The following is a 19,003-nucleotide window of genomic DNA, read 5'->3' on the forward strand; positions in this document are numbered from 1 at the left end:
CAAATATGGGGCATCCTATCAATGGGAGGTGTCTCTTTTGATCGTATATCACGGTTCCACAAGAAAATTTGACCACTTTCACAAAGAGCAGGCCATTCAAAAAACAATGAAAGAGTTCGATACGCTTGGCATATGGTTTTCATCTGACATAGAGTCTGCTAAGCCATTTGCTGTCGGGACAGAAACAGTCATCGAAACATCAGAAACTGAGCTTTGGGAAGATGGAGTACCCAAAGTAATTCAGTATGACAAGCCAGTCCGCGGATTTGTTTATAAAGTGTATATAGATGAACCCATTTTAAAGGACTACGATTCCTTTGAACATTTCATGAATGAACGGGATCCCTATTGCGACTATGCAAGCGTAAAAAAAAGACACCTTACCTGGAAAGATAAGGCGATCTTACTGAATAAAGATGAAGCCAATGCAGCGTTTCGCAAAAGTCTTGCGAAGCAAGGCTACGATGGTATTGCCGTACAGAAAATGGGCATTGAAACCGGTGATCAGGATATGTATTGCATTTTTTCGGATGAAATTCTGCAGATTGCCGATGTCTATCCAGTGGAATAAACGGCTGCCCAGATCTCTTATAATATTTCTTTCAGCCAGGAAACTGCCTGATCGAGGTCCTCTTTTGCCGTATATCTTCCAAGACTGAATCTGACAGCACCCATTCCCACATGTTCAGGAACCTTCATTTCCCTCAAAACAGGGGACAATTCAACTTTGCCTGAATGGCAGGCAGATCCTGTAGAGGCAGCAAGCTGTGGGATGGCGGCTAAAATGTCCTGGCCAGCCCGATTGACAAAACTGACATTCAGGGTATTCGGCAGCCGTTTTTCTTCATGGCCGTTAAGGACTACCTCATCACCAAATGCCTCCTTCAATTGAACCCAGAAATAATTCGTTAAGTCAGCAAGCTTCCGGTCCCTTGCATGCTCCTGAGCTAACTCACAGGCTTTGCCAAGCCCGGCTGCAAGCAGTGTGTTCTCTGTTCCTGCACGCACTCCAAACTCGTGTCCGGCCCCATGAATGAGCGGCTCAAGCTCTATGCCCTTTCTGATATATAAGGCGCCAATTCCTTTAGGAGCATACAGTTTATGGCCCGCTATCGTGAGCATATCCACATTCAGGAGGTTAACATCAACAGGTACCTTGCCCACAGATTGAGACGCATCGGTATGAAAAGCGATCCTGTGTCTTCTGGCGATTTCCCCTATTTCTTCAATCGGCTGAAGGGTCCCCACTTCATTGTTTGAATGCATGATGGTGATCAGGATTGTTTCTTCCCGAATCGCATCTTCAATTGCCTCGGGAGAAACCATCCCATATGCATCTACATCCACCATGGTAATTTCTGCACCCAGGCGCTCCAGAAATTTCAGGGGCTCCACGATGGCAGGATGCTCTATTTTTGACGTAATGATGTGTTTGCCTTTTTCCAGATGTTTGTAATAATAGCCCTTTAATGCCAAATTATTCGCTTCACTTCCGCCGCTTGTAAAAATAACCTCTTCCGGCGAACATGACAACAAGCCAGCTGCCTGTTTCCTTGCAATCTTCAGCTTCTCTTTTACTGGCTGCCCAGCCCAATGCAATGCGGAAGGATTTCCGTAAAAGTCCGTCAGCAATGGACTCATGGCATCTATAACCTCTGGTGCCAAAGGTGTGCTTGCATTGTAATCGAGATAGACTTTGTTCATTCCCTTCTCCCCCTTTTCTTTAAGAATATCAAATTCAATAAAATAGAGGAATAGAGCTGCTTCAGCTCATAGAAAAAGGGATATCAGTTCCCCCTCAAACTTCATTTAACAAAAAATTTACAGGCCTATTATATTCTATTAATAAAGAACACTTAGAATAAAACTATGCACAATCGAAAGGAGCTGGCGGAATGCTTGAGAAACTGTTCAGATTAGTGGTCCTGACGATTTTTTGTACACTTTTTCCGTAAGTTGTAATCTAAAAATACTGCTACAGGCACCTCTTCTTTTACCTCTCCATCGAAATATACTTGATACAAACTTGCATCCTCCCTTGAACTGACATTCCTCAGGATATCCTGTTTAATCATGCTCTTACACTCATTATTACACATCAAAATTAAATCAATTAAAAAAAGAGCCCTGCCCAAGGACAAAGCTCTACCCCTTTAATAATAGTAAGGATATGGCGGATACGGGTATGGCGGGTAAGGGTAGTATGGATATCCAAATCCCGGGCCGGGTGTAAGCAATGCTCCGGTCGCTAGCCCCCCTAAAAATCCAAGTCCAAGTCCAAAACCAGGTCCTCCGAACCCGAATCCCGGACACCCAAAACCAAATCCGGGCCTTCCGATTCCAAATCCAGGCCGGACTCGATGGTCAGTGAAATACACGCCATTGTGCGGGACATACTCCTGTGCCACTGGCATGTGCTGATATTGATAATCCAAACGGAACTCCTCCTCTATATTTGTCTACAGTAAAGGATATGCGTCAGTTGCCTATGGGGTATGGGCCCCTGCCCCTTTATCCGAAAACAATCTTCATTTAGTAGATATGTAACCACACCTCTACTAGGGTTGTGCCATATCTATAATTAAATTGATATTAAAAGAGGGATACTATTGACAAGAAGAAAACAGATTCCTTGCCTTTTCCCCGGCTACAGATGGTGCGGTCCCGGATGCAGCGGACCAGATGCCCCTATCAATGGCGTGGATGACTGCTGCAAGGCACATGACAAATGCTGGGGAAGCGGGAGATCAAAATGCAGCTGTGACCAGGAATTCCTCAGATGCCTTAAGCCTAAGACAAACAGGCACGGCGAAGAAGGAACAATTGCGACGATCATTTATATTTATATGAAACTCCAAACCGATTTTACCTGCAGCCGGTTTCGGAAAAGAAGACTGTATTAAAAAGCGGCGCCAGCCGCTTTTTTTAGGACAACTCTATTGCTTTATAAAATGGCTTCGATTAAACTCAAAGTGTGTTGTCTGAATTATATAAAAACTAATACCTTGGAGGAACTATGAAACTGGGAGCATTTTCAGTAAGTCTAAGCGTTAAAGATATTAAGAAGTCAAAGGAATTTTACGAAAAACTAGGGTTTGAAGCACTCGGCGGGAATATTGAGCAAAATTGGCTGATCCTAAAGAATGATAACTGTGTGATAGGCCTATTCCAGGGCATGTTCGAGAAAAACATCCTTACTTTTAACCCTGGATGGAACCAAAACGCAGAAAATTTAGAGGGATTTACTGACATTCGGGAGCTTCAAAAGCAGCTGAAGGAACAAGGGATTCATATCATAAACGAAGCGAATGAGTCAGGTTCCGGCCCTGCAAGTTTCACCCTCGAAGATCCGGATGGCAACGCTATTCTTTTCGACCAGCACAGATAGAATTCCACTTACATAATAAAGCTGAAGCAGCAGTACCAATTGGCACTGCTGCTTCAGCTCAAAGCCATTACAACCGTTCATTTCCCCGTTTAAAATTCCCCGTTATCTTCGCCATGATTAATTGCCTGCTCTTTTCATCTTCCGCATCATTCATTTTTTTTAGAAACTTCTCTGCCTCTTTTCCTTTGAGAATTTTCACTTGTTTTCCATTATAATCAAGAAATACTGTGCTATTCTTATTTACCCGAAAACTAAATGGTTCATCATCCAAGCGATTTCTTTTATCAATAGGATCCATTTCCTGCCTCCTTGCTTAACCAAACTATAATATAGAATACTCAACAAGAAAACAGAATTTTATAAATAATACTAATTAAATCAGAGAATATTCTATATGCACTTCAGCAAAATAAAATGTATATAATCATCCCATTGAAGAAATGGAGATCATGTCTATGAGCATTATTTTAGCTCTGCTGGCCGCCGTTTTTGCATCCTTCACAGCCATTCTCGCAAAAATTGGCATTGAAAAAGTTGATTCCAACCTGGCTACTGCAGTCCGGACGATTGTGGTGGTCATCATGGCCTATCTTATGGTTGTCATTACGGGGGAAACGGAAAGCATCTTGACTATTTCTGTAAAATCGTACATATTTCTCGTTCTTTCTGGCCTGACAACAGGCTTATCCTGGATTTGCTTCTTTAAAGCCATTCAGATCGGCGATGTATCAAAAGTAGTTCCCATTGATAAGTCGAGCGTCGTCTTAACCATCCTGCTATCATTTATTATTCTCAGGGAGCCTGCCACAGCTTTGGTCGTTTCAGGGGGAGTCATTATCTCCATTGGAACCTTTGTTTTAATCGGCAAAGACCGGAAAAAGGGCCGCAAGAAGAAAGTATTCAATACAAAATCGTATATTTTTCTCGCAGTCCTTTCAGCTGTATTTGCGGCAGCCACCAATATTTTAGCGAAAATAGGAATTGAAGACGTCGACTCCAATGTGGCCACTTTCATCAGGACTGTGGTTATCATTCTTTTCGCCTGGGGAATTGTGTTTTTTCAGGGGACCTTTAAGGAGCTTAAGAGCATTTCGAAAAAGTCTTATTTATTTCTTTTCCTCTCGGGAGCTGCAACCGGATTGTCCTGGCTGTGCTATTTCGGCGCTCTTTCCATCGGAAAGGTTAGTGTCGTCAACCCCATCGATAAATTCAGTGTGGTGCTGACAATGATATTAAGTTTTATCATTTTAAAAGAGAAGCCCTCAATGAATACAATTGCCGGTGCCATTTTGATTACGATCGGAACGGCTCTGCTGATAATCTAGGCGAAAATTAGAGTTAAACACATAAAAAAACGGCTTTAATCCTGAGATTAAGCCGTTTTTTTATGATTTTGCATGGAGATTGGACTTCCCGCAGCCGTTTTTCAGAGCTATATAAGCATTATTGACCCGCTAGTGAAATTTACGTGCGGATAGACCAAATTTACTTTCGGATAAAATATTTTATTTGCACATAGCCCTATTTTACTTGCGGATAAAACTATTTATTTGCACAAAGCATATTTCAACATTCCCCTATCCAAAAGCCTGCGAAGCAATTGCATATAAGGAATGGTTCCTCTGCGGCATAGCTGCTGAATTTTTCATCATGACTGGTGGAGTATTTGCTTTAACAAAACCGCTTCGCTCCAAAAAAGACATAAAATCCGTTCTTCCCTCTGGAACATCAATTCGCAGCTTCCCTTTATGATGTAAAGCCAATTTTGCCACGATTAAAGCAGCGGTTTCTGAATCAGCTGCTGCAATAGGTCCGAGTATTAAATTGACTGGCCCCTGTATGGATAATCCATACCCAATGATTTCTCCATTATTATTTTTAGCAACAAGACATTGTTTGGACTGGCTGATTCGATTGCGGAGAAAAACGCTTCGCTTATCGCCAAAGGCAGCAGCATCTATTTGGAGGATTTTTGGAAAATCTGCCTGGATAAAGGCTTCAATAGAAATTCCATCTGCAGACTTATCGGAAGCAAACTCATCACAAATAAATTTGTGAATAAAATCCACAGTGATAAAGCCCATTTTTTCATACAAAGGCTTTCCTTCCTTTGTCGCAATTAACATGACAGCAATATCGGCGGGTACACTGGATGCACACGTTTGAGCAGCTTCCTTTCCCAGCCCAAGTCCTCGATAATCCTCATGAACAATAACCATGCCGATAGAGGCCAAATTAGTATCATAACGAATGATAGCTGCACTGGAAACAATCCTGCCCTCAGCATTTTTATGTCCGAAAACTCTGCCGGACCTCAACAGGGTTTCAACCTCATGTTCGTCATAATCCCAGCCAACTGAAGCCGACAGATCAATCAGTCCGGGGATATCTTTCTCATTTAGTTCTCTTAACTCTAATATCATTGGTTTCTCACTCTATATCCCTTCTGATAAAATATACTCCCTCATTATAATTAAGGATTGCTAATGCATTATCCTTCCTGCTTTCCGCATCCCTTTAATGTATTTTGTAAAACTGCCGGTCCCAGATTACCGGAACGGGAATTGGAAAGGCGCAATTGCACGATTGCATCAGCAGAAAGTTCTGCGGATATTTCGTCAAACTTTCCGGCCAATGGGAAGCCGCCAAACCAGCTTGGCTGATCTTCTTTAACAGGATACATTTTAAATCTCCAGCTGATCACACCAGGTATTTGTGCAAACCCTTCATATTGATCATAATCGCCAAATGCTGAAGGCAAGGGCATCCAGTCAGCGTAGACTCCAATAGCTGTCCGTTCTCTGACAGGACTCCCCGGCATATCTGAATATGGTTTCTTCACTTTAGTTATAAGAGCTGTGCCCTGGATATTCGGGATATCTTTTACAGGCTCTAGCACAATGCTGCAGGGATAGGAAAGAGACGCTGCATGCGCTGCATTTATTTGAAGTGCAAAAAATGCAAAAAATACCGTTAAAATCAAGAATTTATTCATCAGATTTCCTCCATTTCAAAGAGTAATTTTCCCCTTCCTTCTTTTTAAAATTCGGAGGAACCTTTGACTTTTTTAATAGATGAATTTATAATGACCAATGTATCTAATTATTTTAGGAGGATTATTAAAAAATGACACACGCGATGAGACTTCGATTCCCAACTTTGAACCAGTAATTTAATACGTTCAAAGGCTCTGTTTGTGTTAACAGAGTAAACGGGATTAGTCTGTCCTTTTTTAATAATCTTCAGTTCATATTGAAATAGCCCATTTTGGTGTTATTTCTTAAATTGCCAGTTATCTGTGGCAATTTTTGATATGAATGGAAAGGCGGATTTTTCTGCCTTTCTTTTTTTTATGTCTATACGTCTTCCCATAGACAAGCAAAAGGAAGGTTTATTTGCTGACGGCTCCTGATCAGCCCCTAACCGAATAAGGATGGGCCCTCTTCCCTTTACTCTGAATCACAGGCAGATGCCTGTGATTTTTTTATTGAAAGGAAGAAGAAAAATGGAGAATCATGCAAAATATAAAAATTTCGGAAATGCACTTAGATGCCCGCTCTGTGAGAAATCACTGCAGGTTGTTCAATCGAAAAGCCTGATTTGCCCAAACAGGCATACCTTTGATATTTCACACCATGGCTATGTGAACATGCTCAGCCATTCACCGAAGAGCCGTTACAATAAAGCCTTATTTGAAGCCAGGAAGAAAATCATTATGGAGAGTGACCTTTTTAAACGGCTTCATGAGAAGATATCAGCCGTAATTGACACCTATTCCGCCAATTCTGACACCCCTGCCTTTATCCTTGATGCAGGATGCGGTGAAGGATCCCATTTGGATAAGATTTTGGGCAATTCCAGAAACGGAACAGTGACAGGCATTGGCCTGGATTTATCCAAAGCCGGTATTGCTCAGGCTGCAAAAAGTTATAAACATTCAATTTGGCTTGTCGGGGATCTGGCAAAATCTCCTCTGGCAGATCACTCTATGAACATGATTTTAAATATCTTTTCTCCTTCTAATTACGAGGAGTTTAAAAGGATCTTGGCTCCAGATGGGCTCATCATTAAGGTGGTTCCGCGAGCTGCCCATTTAAAAGAGCTGCGGGATGCCATTCATGGAAGCAAAGAGAAAAGTCTTTACAAGAATGATGAAACCCTTTCTCTTTTTAAAAAGCATTTTACTCTTACTGACAAAATCACTGTGACGGATACAAGAGAGTTGGATAAAAGGAAACGGACACATTTAGTGCAGATGTCTCCGCTTGCCTGGGATTCAAATGAGACAGCTTTGGATGCATTTATCACCAGGAGCAGCCAAATCACCATCGACGCCGAAATTTTAATCGGATTAAACCAAAAAGAAAAGAGGTTATAAGAATGGAAAATGTACTTTTTGAATTAGAAAATATAGAAGTGTCCTATTTAGATAGATTAGTATTAAATATTCCCCGGCTGGCCGTGCACCAGTTTGACCGGATTGGCATTGTCGGTAAGAACGGTGCTGGTAAAAGCACCCTGCTGAAGCTGATGGGTGGACAGTTAAAGCCTGAAAAAGGAATGGTTAAAAGATTTGCTGATTTTGCCTATTTCGATCAGCTGTCAGCGCCAGAAGCGGGCGAAATAGATTATAAACTGGCTGGTCAGCTATCGATTCCTCAAACCGAAATAGAAAATTTAAGCGGCGGGGAAAGAACCAGGAGGAAATTGGCGCAAATTTTTTCCAGCTATTATGAAGGCTTATTAATTGATGAACCAACCACCCACCTCGATAAGGAAGGCACACAATTCTTTATTGAAGAGCTGACCTATTATTATGGAGCCCTTGTGCTTGTCAGCCATGACCGGTATGTGCTTGACAAGCTCGTCACGAAAATTTGGGAAATTGAAAATGGTTCTGTGACAGAATATACCGGGAATTATTCTGATTACACGGAACAAAAAGACCTGCAGCGAAAACAGCAGCTCGAGCAGCATGAAAAATTTGTGAAAGAGAAGTCCCGCCTATTAAAAGCGGCTGAGGAAAAAATGAAAAAGGCTGATAAGATTACACAGGCGAATGGGCATATCTCCAAAAAGGAAACAAAGGCCAAAGCCAATAAAATGTTTATGACAAAATCCAAGGATACCAGCCAAAAAGCTGTCCAGCGCGCAGCCAAAGCAATTGAACAGCGGGTACAGATGCTGGAGAATGTGGATGCGCCTAAGGAAGAAATGACGATTCGTTTTCATCAGCAGCCGGCACTGGAAATGCACAATAAATTTCCCATCATGGGCGATCGGGTAACGTTAAAAGGCGGAGAAAGAACACTCCTGAAAGAAGCAAGCTTCCAATTTCCCCTTGGCCATACCATTGCCATTACAGGAAAAAACGGATCAGGAAAAACAACTCTGCTCAACCATATCCTGAATCGCGGCGAGGGCATAACCCTCTCTCCAAAAGCAGTTGCAGGCGCCTATGAACAGATGGATTATCAATTCGATAAAAGCAAAACGGTGCTGGAATATATGAAAGTAAAAAGCGATTATGAAGATAGTAAAATCCGTTCTGTTCTTCACTCCATGAGTTTTACAGGAAATGACCTGAAAAAGGATGTGCGCAATTTGAGCGGCGGAGAAGCTATCCGTCTCGTGCTGTGCCAGCTTTTCCTTGGCAGATATAATGTGCTGATATTAGATGAACCCACAAATTTTCTGGATATTTATTGCATCGAAGCGCTGGAACGGTTTTTAGAAGCCTATAAAGGAACCGTCCTGCTGGTTTCACATGATAAAGTGTTTGTTGAACGGGTGGCTGATTGTGTGTATGAAATTGAACAGCAGCGGCTGGTTCAAAGAAAAAGCTGATACGATAGTCTGACAAATAGAACCGAAAAGAGCGGCTTGATTATATGGCTGCTCTTTCCGGTTCTTTTTTGATAAATAATTTTTTCCACTCCGAAATCTCCTTATAAAAGTCAGTATGATTCACTAAGATGGCAAGCTAAAAGTATTTTAAGCCAAACATTAGAGTCATTTAAATCGACTGCAAGTGATTCCTCGATTTTTCTTATTCGATGATAGAGTGTATTTTGGTGAATATGCAGACGTTCTGCTGTCTCGGATATCGAACGGTTTGCAGCAATGTATGTTCTTAGTGTTAACTCCAGTTCACTGGCCTTTGCTTTGGGGGTTTGGAGGGGTGCAAAGACCTCTTGGATAAATTGTTGAATATCCTCGATCTGCTGATTTAGAAATAAACGGTTAATACCGATGCTATCAAAACTGATTAAGCCAGGAGTTCCTCGATTTAAAAGATAGGCTAATGACTTATTCGCTTCTTCAGCACTCCTTGCAGCATGCTCAAGGCCCAGATAAAGCCTTCCAATACCACCAAAGAGAATGGGAGCATCCTTGTTCACCCAATGCTTTACCACATTGTTCAATTTCTTAATAAGAAGCTCTTGTTCAAACTCGGTGGCCGTATTCATGATAATCGTCACCTTATCATGAAATCCGAACAGAAGGCACTCGATAGCCCCCAGCTCTTTATGTAATGCAGCTATAAGCATTCTCTGGTATGTTTCTCTTTTCTTGCCGGCTGGCATGTTACCGCTTAACTGCATGACCGTGACGAAGAGCGGCTTGTCCGGATAAAGACCAAAATCCCTTGATTTAGAGGAAAGTAAATTCGGCTCCTTATATTGGAGAAGTTCATTAAAGAATTCATAGCATTGCTTATAAAACAAATCTGTCATGGAATAGGTATTCACCATTTTGAGAGCTACCAATGCACTGCCCTGCTCTAACACAACAGTATCAAGGGGCAGAAGCGGCCGGTGAAGCTCTACGACAAAGTAACCGATAGGAACTCCATAATTCACTATGGGGTACAAATGAACGGCATTTTCGCTCATATTAATGGTAAATGCATCCACCCGGCTTTCCCATTCATTTAAATAATCTGTATCCATTAATCTTCTAGATAGAGGACTGTAGTGTGGGTACCATTCATTTTTCGTCATATCAAAAAGGGAAACTGGGAGGCTGATCATTTGTTCAACGGTTTTAGCCACCATGATCAGGTCTGAATCCTTTAAAGAAAGTTTAGTAAAAACTTCATGAATCTGGTTTCGCTTAATTAAATATTCGTTTGTTTCCTTTAAATCTGAAAAAAGTCTGGCATTGGTTATGGCAATGGCTGTCTGATCTGCAAACCCCTGCAGCCGGCGCAAATCATCATTTGTCAGCTTTCGCTTTTTCTTAATCTGGTGGACAATCATTACTCCGAGCTTATCCTGGTTCATCCTGACAGGGACAGCCATCGCAGTAAGATTGGAATTTCCCGCTGAATCTTCCATCGCCTCCATCAAATTTTTCATGTTGTTAGGCCGAATATTCGATATAGCTTCCAAACCTTGTTCAATATTGTAGATTCGTCCGACACCATCCTGAAAAACCTTCCCACCAATTCCTTCCCCTAAATCGGTCTTGAAATCATAGATTGAAGGTCCCATCCCAATGCTTGCTTTAGGAACAAGCTTTTGTGTATCAGTGTCATACAGCATTAAAAACCCGCGGTCAACTGCCGGAATTGCAACCAATGTGTTATGCATAATGTTGTGCAGCAATTCATCCAGCTTGAGCATAGAAGTGAGTGAATGCAATCCCTCGAGCCATGTTTCATGCTCTTGCCAGTGCCGCTCCAATGTTTGCTGAAGCAGCAGGTAACGGACTTGCAGCACAAAATAATCGCATTCCAATTCGGATAATAAGCTGTCAGTGTATATACACGCACGAATTGAAGCTGATGCAGGAACTGACGTTTCAAACACAAACAGCTGGCGGCAGGTATTAGGATCATAGCAAGTTGCATAATTACTTTCAGAGTATGTAGATTTTGGCCAAGCATCATCATTCGAAGCCATTATTATCTCATGAATGGCGAGAGGGTCACGACATATATGAACCCAATCATCTGTAGCATCCAAGATCCAAACATGGCAGGTACTGGCATCAGTTAATTTGCTAACATTTATTCCTTTTCGTTCCATTTCTCTCTCCTCTTGACAAGCTCTTCATTCATTATTGTGAAATTCTCCATTCATTATCTTATACACTGTTCATATTTACAATGATTTTCTGAATACATTGTATATTTTGACAATGACAAGGAATAGCTTGTTTCTTTAATATTTAGGATGTAATCATTCGAACAAAAAGAGGAGGTTTGTGATGGGGAACAGTGTCAATGCTTCAAAAAGAACTATGATTTTATCCATTCTCTATTTTGGCTGGATTGTATCGTACATTGACAGGACTGCTGTAAGTCTTTCCATTGTACAAATCGGAGAAGATTTGTCACTGGATGCGTCAAAATTAGGGATTGTTCTGAGTGCCTTCTTCATGGGATATGCGCTGATGCAGATTCCAGGCGGCTGGCTTGCAGACCGTTTTGGATCACGAAAGGTCATCGTGACAGCCGTTTTGTTCTGGTCGATATTCACAGCTCTGACCGGGCTTGCATGGTCCCTCACTTCGTTAATTCTTATTCGTTTTCTTTTCGGAATCGGGGAAGGTGGATACCCGGCAGCAAGTACGAAAGCCATTTCTGATTATTTTCCGGCAGATAAAAGGACAAAAGCTCAATCAACGATGATGTCTTCCAATGCGCTTGGCGCGGCTCTTGCACCGATTATTTGCGCCCCTCTTCTCGCCTGGTTAGGATGGCGGCATGTGTTTTGGGTGATCTCCCTCTTAGGTATTATCGTTGTTATTTGGTTCCTCTTATCTACCAGACATTCAGGTAAATACTCTTTATCAGACAAAGCTCATAAACCGAATAAAGAGGAGTATTTACAGCTGCTTCGCAACTCCTATCTATGGAAAGTTCTATTAGTCTTCTTTTTTATTAATATTCCAAACTGGGGGATCATGTCCTGGATGCCTTCGTATTTGATGCAGGTTCATGGAATAGATCTTAAATCTGTTGGGCTGATCAGTGCCGTGCCGGTCTTGTTCTTAACAATAGGCATGATTATAAGCGGAAGAATTATTAATAAGGTGGGGGCAAATGCAAAGTATGGTGTGATTGCAGGAATCTTAATTTTAGGAGTCTCTCTTTATCTGATCACTCTTTCTGCCAGTATTGTCCAGGTTATTATCTATCAGTGCATTGCTTTTACTTTTATGTCATTTGTCATGAGCTTTATCTTCACCCTTCCCCACCGGATTATGGAACAGAAGGTAGTGGGTACCGCATTTGGCATATTAAATTTCGGAGGCCAGGCAGCAGGTATTTTTTCCCCTATGATCATGGGAGCTCTTATTGCTTCCACAGGGGGATCTTACAAAAGTGCATTCTTGTTCTTAACGGTATGCTGCTTAATCGCTGCATTCATTGCCTGCTTATTGCCATCAGCTAAAAGCAAAGAAGCAGCAAATCATCCAACAACAAAAATAGTAGGCTAAGAGACTCTTGCAGTGCAAAAAATATAACGAAAAGGTGATGAAGAATGGGAAAATCGAACATTACGAAATGGATTGAAGAAAACCAGGCCAAATTCACAAATGTAGCGAAACAAATTTGGGATCATCCTGAAATCGGCTATAATGAAATCTTTGCTTCTTCCTTGCAAATTAAGACATTAGAAGAAGCAGGTTTTACGGTTTCCGCTGGTATAGGTCATGTCCAAACTGCATTTGTGGCTGAATACGGGAAAGGAAAACCAGTCATTGGGATTCTTGGCGAATTCGATGCCCTGCCTGGATTATCACAGCAAGTCACTCCAAATCATTCCCCAGTAATTCAAAATGGACCGGGACATGGCTGTGGACACAACCTGCTCGGAACAGCAGGGGTAGAAGCTGTGATTGCACTAAAGGAAAGCATAGAATCAGAAATGCTGCCAGGAACCATTCGCTACTATGGATGCCCGGCAGAAGAACTGCTCTCAGGTAAAACATTTATGGCCAGGGCAGGTGTATTTGATGATCTGGATTGCGCCCTTACTTGGCATCCCGGGAATAACAATTTGACATCGAATTTCCGGACACAGGCCTTAACCGCCATTGAATTTTTCTTTTCCGGACGAACTTCCCATGCCGGTGCGGCCCCTCACCTTGGACGAAGTGCATTGGATGCAGTCGAGTTAATGAATGTCGGTGCCAACTATTTGCGCGAGCATGTGCCGGATGGGACGCGCATTCACTATCAAATAACGGACGGCGGAATGGCGCCAAATATTGTGCCGGATCATGCGAGTGTCTATTATTTCTTGCGCGGATCGGACCGTAAGCAAGTGGATGAATTGGAAGGAAGATTATTAAAAGTGGCCAAGGGCGCTGCGATGATGACAGAGACTTCTGTACGTTGGGAAATCAAATCGGGATGCTATGATACATTACCAAATGAAACGCTAAATGAGCTCATGTATACGCAATCAGATGCAGCAGGAACAATGGTGTTTACGCCTGAAGAAGAGAAATTCGCTGAAGAACTCCGCCAAACAATCGATCCTTCTGTTTTGGAAGCAGCGAAACAGCTATTCATTAGTGCAGGCGATAACAACGTACTTGATGGCGGCTTTTATCATCCCAGGAAACTTTTCGGGAAAACGATGGGAGGGTCTTCTGATGTAGGAGATGTATCTTGGATTGTTCCAATGGGACAAATCATGACTACATGCGCACCGCTTGGAGTTCAATTCCATACCTGGCAGGCCACTGCCTCTTTTGGGTCATCAATCGGCATAAAAGGAATGCATTATGCAGCAAAAATCATGGCCTTATCTGCCTACGAATTGCTGAAGGATCAAAATGGCATACTTGAAAAAGCAAAAGCTGAATTCACTGCAAGTAAAAGAGGAGCGACTTACAATCCTGGCATTCCTGCTGACGTCAAGCCGCCTGTTCCAAAAAAGGAGACTGATCCTATTCCGGCATTATGAAACACTGCTTATTTAGCTGATTAATAGCACCCAAGCTTTTCGGATTAATAGTTACTAAAAAAATTGAATGTGCATCCCATTTGAACATCAACTTAAAAAAATGAAATAAACCAGAGAAAGTGAAAAGGATCTGCCTGCTATGACAGGGTTGGGTCCTTTTCACTCTGGCCAAATGTTCCTCCGTAAACTAACAAATAAAGAACTTGCTGAAGTTCTTCAATTTTCAGTTTCTATCGGATAAAATGCAATTATTTTAAGATAAAAGTTAATTTTAACTTCTCCAATATACTCTACTGTTTAGATAATGCAGCAACCGCTTCTATCTCAACTAATTGGCCGCTATAACCCAAAACGGTGACACCTGACAATGTACTTGGAACATCATGAGAACCGAATTCTTCTCTAATTGCCTGCCATGCGGCCACCAAATCTGACTGGTCAGAAGATGCGACGAGGACTCTTGTATATGCCACATCCTTTAATTCAGCACCACATTCCTTTAAGGCAGCTTTCAGGTTATCAACACACAGTTTGGCCTGTTCTTCATATCTGATTCCCTCAGGCACTTTTCCCTCTTGGTCGAGCGGGCAGGCTCCTGCCATAAAATAAAGATCCATTCCAGCAGGGACATGGGAGGCGTAAGCATAGTCAACTGCAGGCAACATCGACGAATGTATTAACGAAATATTTTTCATTTCTAAAATTCCTTTCAAACCGTATTACCTATTTAAATTCTACCTATTTGCATGATTTCCTTTTTAGATAACTGTTATAGGGCTTCCTGACGGGTGGAAATATGGGATGTATATAGATATGATTTTAGTTTTTCCGTTCTCCAAATGTTTGAATGTCCAAATAAAGCTGTTGAAGAAACTGGTTTTCCTCCTTTGCGCTTTTTTTCTTTCAAAAGAGTCCCAGCACAATATATTTTCCTATTGTTAACTGTTTCACCTTTAGAGTTCCTGAAATCCCTTTGTATCTAGCAGGTGGCGGCAATGTGGAAGCCACCTGCAAATGACCTCACTATCCTACTTCATCATTAGGGAAACCAGTCTCCACCATCCATCTCCAAGCTCCCCCGTAATGGACAAGTCGATTTCTTTTCCGCTGCTGCCTCCATCTAAATCAAAATGGAGCCATTTGAATTGTCCCGGTGCCAGCGTTCCGCCTGTCTCAGCAAGCATCTTGTTATCTGAATGAATGATCGTGTTTGCTGAGGTATAAATGGCATCTCCTGTTAGGAAATAAATGCGATGAATACCCGCTGGAATCGCCAGCCTTAACGTTGCTGGAGCATCCCGGCCCACGATCATATCACGCTGCAGCTCATCCAGCTTATTTCGATCCCTCGCCGAATGGGAAGTTCCGATCCATCCATACCCCTTCACATTATCCCAAGTATCTTCTGGAACAAAGCGTTTAAAGGACGTATAGACAGGCGACGTTGAAACTCCGGCATCAAGAGCGAGCAGAAACTCGTCTCCAGCGGGGACAGAGACTGCCTGAACATCTCTTGGCCGGCCAAAAACAGTTGTTTTGCCGGCGTCCACCTCTACACGAAGTCTTTCTGCAGCTGGAACAGCTGCTGGAGGTGTTGCCATTACCTCAACCGTTAATGAAGATTGCGCTTCAATAAGCGCAGTCACACTCTCACTCTTCCAGCCCATAGGAACTGGAATGCTTACATGAACTTTCGCTGCTTTTTTCGTCCCATTGCTGAGGGAGACGGTAATAGGGCTTGGTTTTCCTGCTATCATCGTGTTCGCTTGAATGTCTGTTACATCCACTCCGCCTATTCGCATCGCCCCAGCCTTACCATTCTTTACTTCAAAGGAGGCGATGGTGCTTGCGGCAGCATCTGGATTACTAGGTGATGAGACAACTCGATAATCACTTTGCCATGATTTATGTGTGACGTGAAATCGTACATATCCACGATATTCACCATCAAAGAACTTGACATGCGGATTAACCGATAATGCTGCTTCAACCTGATCCTTCCAGCCACAACCAGAGCTAATCGACGTCCCGACAAACTCGGTAGCAAGTGTCTTGGATTTTGGATCATTGAAATCATCCTTTAAATCATTTACCCAGCTTGAATGCCAATCCCCGCCTAGAACAATTGGATTGGATGGTCGACGCTTCTTAATAAATTCGAAAAGGCGATCACGATCTGCCGAGTATCCATCCCACTGATCATGGTTAACACTAATTCCCTCACCTGGATCGTAGTCATATTGAGCCATCATTGTTTGCTGTGCCAGCACATTCCATTTTGCCTGTGAACGGTGAAGATTTCCGATGAGCCATAATCCTTGTTCAGATCCTACCATCGTTCTTTCCGGATTAGAAGCTTCAGGATCAAGCGGACCGCCTGGAAATCCTTTTCCTACTTGATTGTCACGGTATTGTCTTGTATCCAGCACACTGAATTCTGCAAGATCTCCATATGTAAATTTACGGTAAAGAAGCATATCTGGGCCATTCGGTTTGGAGCGGCGCCTTAGCGGCATATGCTCATAATAGGCCTGGAACGCAGCCGCACGCACTGCCAGAAAACGTTCACGCTCTCCTTCCGGATAGTTCGGATCAGAAATATCATTGGACCAATCATTATCTACCTCATGGTCATCAAACGTCACAATAAAGGGGAAAGCGCTATGCGCTGCCTGCAAATCTGGTGATGTTTTGTATTGTGCATGAAGGAGGCGATAATCTGCCAGTGTTTCAGTATCCCCTTTTTCATAAATATAGTCACCAAGGTGGAACACAACGTCCAGGTCCTCCTCAGCCATATTTTTGTAAGCGGCAAAGCGTCCACCTGCCCATGCTTGGCAGGAAGCAATTGCGAATGAGATACTCTTAAGATGTGAGCCTTCATCAGGTGCAGTTTTTGTTCTCCCCACGGGACTAATTTCATTACCAGCCTTGAAACGGTAATAATACTCTCTCCATGGCCTTAAGCCAAAGACTTCAGCATGCACTGAATGACCTAGTTCAGGCCCTGTAATTTCTTTTCCTCTACGAACAATCTTCTTAAACGCTTCGTCTTCTGCCACTTCCCATTCAACAGAAACATAGCGCTTATCCATCCCTCCATTTCCGTCCTCTGCAAGCGGATTAGGAGCAAGCCTTGTCCATAAAACAACACTATCCGAAAGCGGGTCGCCAGAGGCAACACCCAGCGTAAATGGATAAGCTGAAAAGTCTGGTGTTTCCTCTGCGTTTACTGACGTAATGACAGGCAGCGAAAAAGGCTGCAACTGCGGCTGTTTTCCCTGTAACTTCTAAAAAATTTCGGCGAGTCATCTTTTTTGCGGTAATGTCTTTTAACCATTTTTGGTTATTCAATGTACTCTCTCCCTTTTACTAGATTTAAATAACTTTAAACGATCTGGCAGGAAATTTTTCCAAGCTGACTATGCAGCTTCTAAGCTCGCTTTCTAGCTATTTCGATAACGAAAGCAGCTGCACTTAATAGGTGCAGCTAGAACCGTTTATTTAGCGTCCTTATTTGATTCTTTGTCTTATTTGCTCAATTAGCGCTTCCTCCCTTTCAAAAATAAAGGTTTCTATATTGAATCCACATTCGTGGAGGTCAATTGACAAAGACAAACGAAGCAGTATAGGCTATCTCCTCATCCTATATTGACTAAAGAGAACAAAAAACCCAAGTATAGCCAGCCCTAAAAAGCATTCCTATGCTTAATAAAACTAGTAACTATACCTGGGTTTTCTCCATTTACTCCACCCTTGGCAGTTAGATAATATGTAATTTTTGACATATAAGTATTCATCATCTACATTGTCATAGTAAAACTTCATTATTAAAACAGTATTGTTATTAAGTAAAATAATTGTTAAAGATTTCTTCACATTTCAACTAGAATTTAGAGTCTAAACTCCATAAATCAGGTTCACCGATCGCTACACCGTGTGCTCCAGCCTCTAACACCTCTTTTATCTCATTCGGATTTTTAATTAATCCAGCTGTAATAATAGGACAATCTATTTTTTCGTAAATCTCCCTTATGACTCTTGGCATTAATCCGGGCATAATCTCAATTGCATCAGGCTGTACATTAGATACGTTTCGAATTCCATTTTCATATGCTTGTGTATCCAGCATAAATAAATGCTGGATCGTTAATAATCCCTCTTTTTTAGCAGCCTGAATCAATTGATTTTTTGTCGAAACAATCCCATCTGGCTTTACTTTTTGAGACAAGTACTTTATTCCTTCTCGATCATTCGCTATGCCTTTGATTAGATCAACATGCAGAAAAATAGACTTGTGATACTTTCTGCTTTCTTCAACGCAATGCTCAATTGAGAAAATATCACCTGTCATTAAAAAGATCGTCTCAACAGGTGAAAGAACAGCTCTCTCAATTAATGAGACATCGCGTACGGCAGCTATGATAGGATTATTTTTCACTAAAACTTTTTTCTCCATCACTTCCACCTCCAATAATATGTTTATAGCACTTTGTCATTAAGAAATAGGTACCCTTTTGTAAAGGTTTATTAAGTTTCTGAGTAAACAGAAGGAGGGTAACTGATAGTGTACAAACAGATGGTAAGTGTAAAAAAAATGACAGTTTAATTTGTACCTGTCATTTTTCATTAGCATTATTATTAGTAAGGTAAGTACAACCTAATATGGACATTGGGATAATACCCC

The 19,003-nt window shown here is 41.9% G+C and carries 17 protein-coding genes; 8 read left to right on the forward strand and 9 right to left on the reverse strand.

All coding sequences use genetic code 11. The features are described from left to right. Positions 1 to 28 precede the first annotated feature (28 nt). Positions 29 to 571 carry an ADP-ribosyltransferase-containing protein gene (locus tag ACXAD1_RS12615; protein ID WP_370223253.1) on the forward strand — a complete coding sequence of 181 codons (543 nt, stop codon included), beginning with the start codon at positions 29 to 31 and terminating at the stop codon, positions 569 to 571. Between the two features lie 17 nt (positions 572 to 588). Here the strand turns inward: ACXAD1_RS12615 and ACXAD1_RS12620 are convergent, their stop codons facing one another. Both ACXAD1_RS12620 and ACXAD1_RS12625 read right to left on the reverse strand, forming a co-directional pair. Then, complete coding sequence (locus ACXAD1_RS12620) at positions 589 to 1,704, reverse strand: cysteine desulfurase family protein (protein WP_474910196.1); 1,116 nt, start codon at positions 1,702 to 1,704, stop codon at positions 589 to 591. Between the two features lie 449 nt (positions 1,705 to 2,153). After that, positions 2,154 to 2,414 carry a hypothetical protein gene (locus ACXAD1_RS12625; protein ID WP_474911303.1) on the reverse strand — a complete coding sequence of 87 codons (261 nt, stop codon included), beginning with the start codon at positions 2,412 to 2,414 and terminating at the stop codon, positions 2,154 to 2,156. A 602-nt stretch (positions 2,415 to 3,016) separates the two neighbouring features. On the opposite strand from ACXAD1_RS12625, the gene ACXAD1_RS12630 reads away from it, so the two are divergent. Further along, positions 3,017 to 3,388 (forward strand): VOC family protein, encoded by a 372-nt coding sequence (locus ACXAD1_RS12630; protein ID WP_370223250.1) that lies wholly within the window; start codon positions 3,017 to 3,019, stop codon positions 3,386 to 3,388. A 67-nt stretch (positions 3,389 to 3,455) separates the two neighbouring features. On the opposite strand, the gene ACXAD1_RS12635 is transcribed toward ACXAD1_RS12630, so the two are convergent. Continuing rightward, positions 3,456 to 3,686, reverse strand: coding sequence for a hypothetical protein (locus tag ACXAD1_RS12635; RefSeq protein WP_370223249.1), 231 nt, complete (start codon positions 3,684 to 3,686; stop codon positions 3,456 to 3,458). Positions 3,687 to 3,843: 157 nt separating this feature from the next. Here ACXAD1_RS12635 and ACXAD1_RS12640 point away from each other — a divergent pair, with 157 nt between their 5' ends. Further along, positions 3,844 to 4,713 (forward strand): EamA family transporter, encoded by an 870-nt coding sequence (locus ACXAD1_RS12640; RefSeq protein WP_370223247.1) that lies wholly within the window; start codon positions 3,844 to 3,846, stop codon positions 4,711 to 4,713. 252 nt (positions 4,714 to 4,965) lie between these two features. Here ACXAD1_RS12640 and ACXAD1_RS12645 read toward each other — a convergent pair whose 3' ends face one another. Further along, complete coding sequence (locus ACXAD1_RS12645; protein ID WP_474910197.1) at positions 4,966 to 5,811, reverse strand: GNAT family N-acetyltransferase; 846 nt, start codon at positions 5,809 to 5,811, stop codon at positions 4,966 to 4,968. 68 nt (positions 5,812 to 5,879) lie between these two features. Continuing rightward, positions 5,880 to 6,383, reverse strand: coding sequence for a YoqH family protein (locus ACXAD1_RS12650; RefSeq protein ID WP_206844456.1), 504 nt, complete (start codon positions 6,381 to 6,383; stop codon positions 5,880 to 5,882). Between the two features lie 131 nt (positions 6,384 to 6,514). Here ACXAD1_RS12650 and ACXAD1_RS12655 point away from each other — a divergent pair, with 131 nt between their 5' ends. The 3 genes from ACXAD1_RS12655 to ACXAD1_RS12665 all read left to right on the forward strand — a co-directional run bounded on the left by ACXAD1_RS12655 (position 6,515) and on the right by ACXAD1_RS12665 (position 9,235). Then, the gene (locus ACXAD1_RS12655) at positions 6,515 to 6,559 is read left to right on the forward strand and encodes an erythromycin resistance leader peptide (RefSeq protein ID WP_142301762.1); all 45 of its coding nucleotides are present in this window, start codon (positions 6,515 to 6,517) and stop codon (positions 6,557 to 6,559) included. A 334-nt stretch (positions 6,560 to 6,893) separates the two neighbouring features. Continuing rightward, positions 6,894 to 7,766: a putative RNA methyltransferase gene (locus ACXAD1_RS12660; RefSeq protein ID WP_474910198.1), complete on the forward strand. Its 873-nt coding sequence runs from the start codon at positions 6,894 to 6,896 to the stop codon at positions 7,764 to 7,766. Between the two features lie 2 nt (positions 7,767 to 7,768). Beyond that, complete coding sequence (locus tag ACXAD1_RS12665) at positions 7,769 to 9,235, forward strand: Msr family ABC-F type ribosomal protection protein (RefSeq protein ID WP_474910199.1); 1,467 nt, start codon at positions 7,769 to 7,771, stop codon at positions 9,233 to 9,235. Positions 9,236 to 9,345: 110 nt separating this feature from the next. On the opposite strand, the gene ACXAD1_RS12670 is transcribed toward ACXAD1_RS12665, so the two are convergent. Further along, positions 9,346 to 11,421, reverse strand: a complete 2,076-nt coding sequence (locus tag ACXAD1_RS12670) for a helix-turn-helix domain-containing protein (RefSeq protein ID WP_474910200.1) — start codon at positions 11,419 to 11,421, stop codon at positions 9,346 to 9,348. A 181-nt stretch (positions 11,422 to 11,602) separates the two neighbouring features. On the opposite strand from ACXAD1_RS12670, the gene ACXAD1_RS12675 reads away from it, so the two are divergent. Beyond that, complete coding sequence (locus tag ACXAD1_RS12675; protein WP_474910201.1) at positions 11,603 to 12,838, forward strand: MFS transporter; 1,236 nt, start codon at positions 11,603 to 11,605, stop codon at positions 12,836 to 12,838. Between the two features lie 44 nt (positions 12,839 to 12,882). Beyond that, entirely contained in the window at positions 12,883 to 14,316 is a 1,434-nt protein-coding gene (locus tag ACXAD1_RS12680) for an amidohydrolase (protein ID WP_474910202.1), read from the forward strand. A 290-nt stretch (positions 14,317 to 14,606) separates the two neighbouring features. On the opposite strand, the gene ACXAD1_RS12685 is transcribed toward ACXAD1_RS12680, so the two are convergent. The 3 genes from ACXAD1_RS12685 to ACXAD1_RS12695 form a co-directional block, all read right to left on the reverse strand. Continuing rightward, positions 14,607 to 15,011, reverse strand: a complete 405-nt coding sequence (locus ACXAD1_RS12685; RefSeq protein ID WP_474910203.1) for a RidA family protein — start codon at positions 15,009 to 15,011, stop codon at positions 14,607 to 14,609. Between the two features lie 333 nt (positions 15,012 to 15,344). Next, the gene (locus tag ACXAD1_RS12690; protein WP_474910204.1) at positions 15,345 to 17,582 is read right to left on the reverse strand and encodes an alkaline phosphatase D family protein; all 2,238 of its coding nucleotides are present in this window, start codon (positions 17,580 to 17,582) and stop codon (positions 15,345 to 15,347) included. A 620-nt stretch (positions 17,583 to 18,202) separates the two neighbouring features. Beyond that, positions 18,203 to 18,775 carry a glycerol-3-phosphate responsive antiterminator gene (locus ACXAD1_RS12695; RefSeq protein WP_474910205.1) on the reverse strand — a complete coding sequence of 191 codons (573 nt, stop codon included), beginning with the start codon at positions 18,773 to 18,775 and terminating at the stop codon, positions 18,203 to 18,205. Positions 18,776 to 19,003: the final 228 nt, after the last annotated feature.

Source organism: Cytobacillus sp. ABV4_503 (assembly GCF_056158445.1).

Bases quoted from the DNA above. Each gene is read 5' to 3' on its own strand.
- ACXAD1_RS12695 (WP_474910205.1), bottom strand. From the start codon at position 18,775: ATGGAGAAAAAAGTTTTAGTGAAAAATAATCCTATCATAGCTGCCGTA.
- ACXAD1_RS12685 (WP_474910203.1), bottom strand. From the start codon at position 15,011: ATGAAAAATATTTCGTTAATACATTCGTCGATGTTGCCTGCAGTTGAC.
- ACXAD1_RS12630 (WP_370223250.1), top strand. From the start codon at position 3,017: ATGAAACTGGGAGCATTTTCAGTAAGTCTAAGCGTTAAAGATATTAAG.
- ACXAD1_RS12635 (WP_370223249.1), bottom strand. From the start codon at position 3,686: ATGGATCCTATTGATAAAAGAAATCGCTTGGATGATGAACCATTTAGT.
- ACXAD1_RS12650 (WP_206844456.1), bottom strand. From the start codon at position 6,383: ATGAATAAATTCTTGATTTTAACGGTATTTTTTGCATTTTTTGCACTT.
- ACXAD1_RS12640 (WP_370223247.1), top strand. From the start codon at position 3,844: ATGAGCATTATTTTAGCTCTGCTGGCCGCCGTTTTTGCATCCTTCACA.
- ACXAD1_RS12660 (WP_474910198.1), top strand. From the start codon at position 6,894: ATGGAGAATCATGCAAAATATAAAAATTTCGGAAATGCACTTAGATGC.
- ACXAD1_RS12670 (WP_474910200.1), bottom strand. From the start codon at position 11,421: ATGGAACGAAAAGGAATAAATGTTAGCAAATTAACTGATGCCAGTACC.
- ACXAD1_RS12620 (WP_474910196.1), bottom strand. From the start codon at position 1,704: ATGAACAAAGTCTATCTCGATTACAATGCAAGCACACCTTTGGCACCA.
- ACXAD1_RS12665 (WP_474910199.1), top strand. From the start codon at position 7,769: ATGGAAAATGTACTTTTTGAATTAGAAAATATAGAAGTGTCCTATTTA.
- ACXAD1_RS12680 (WP_474910202.1), top strand. From the start codon at position 12,883: ATGGGAAAATCGAACATTACGAAATGGATTGAAGAAAACCAGGCCAAA.
- ACXAD1_RS12645 (WP_474910197.1), bottom strand. From the start codon at position 5,811: ATGATATTAGAGTTAAGAGAACTAAATGAGAAAGATATCCCCGGACTG.
- ACXAD1_RS12675 (WP_474910201.1), top strand. From the start codon at position 11,603: ATGGGGAACAGTGTCAATGCTTCAAAAAGAACTATGATTTTATCCATT.
- ACXAD1_RS12625 (WP_474911303.1), bottom strand. From the start codon at position 2,414: ATGCCAGTGGCACAGGAGTATGTCCCGCACAATGGCGTGTATTTCACT.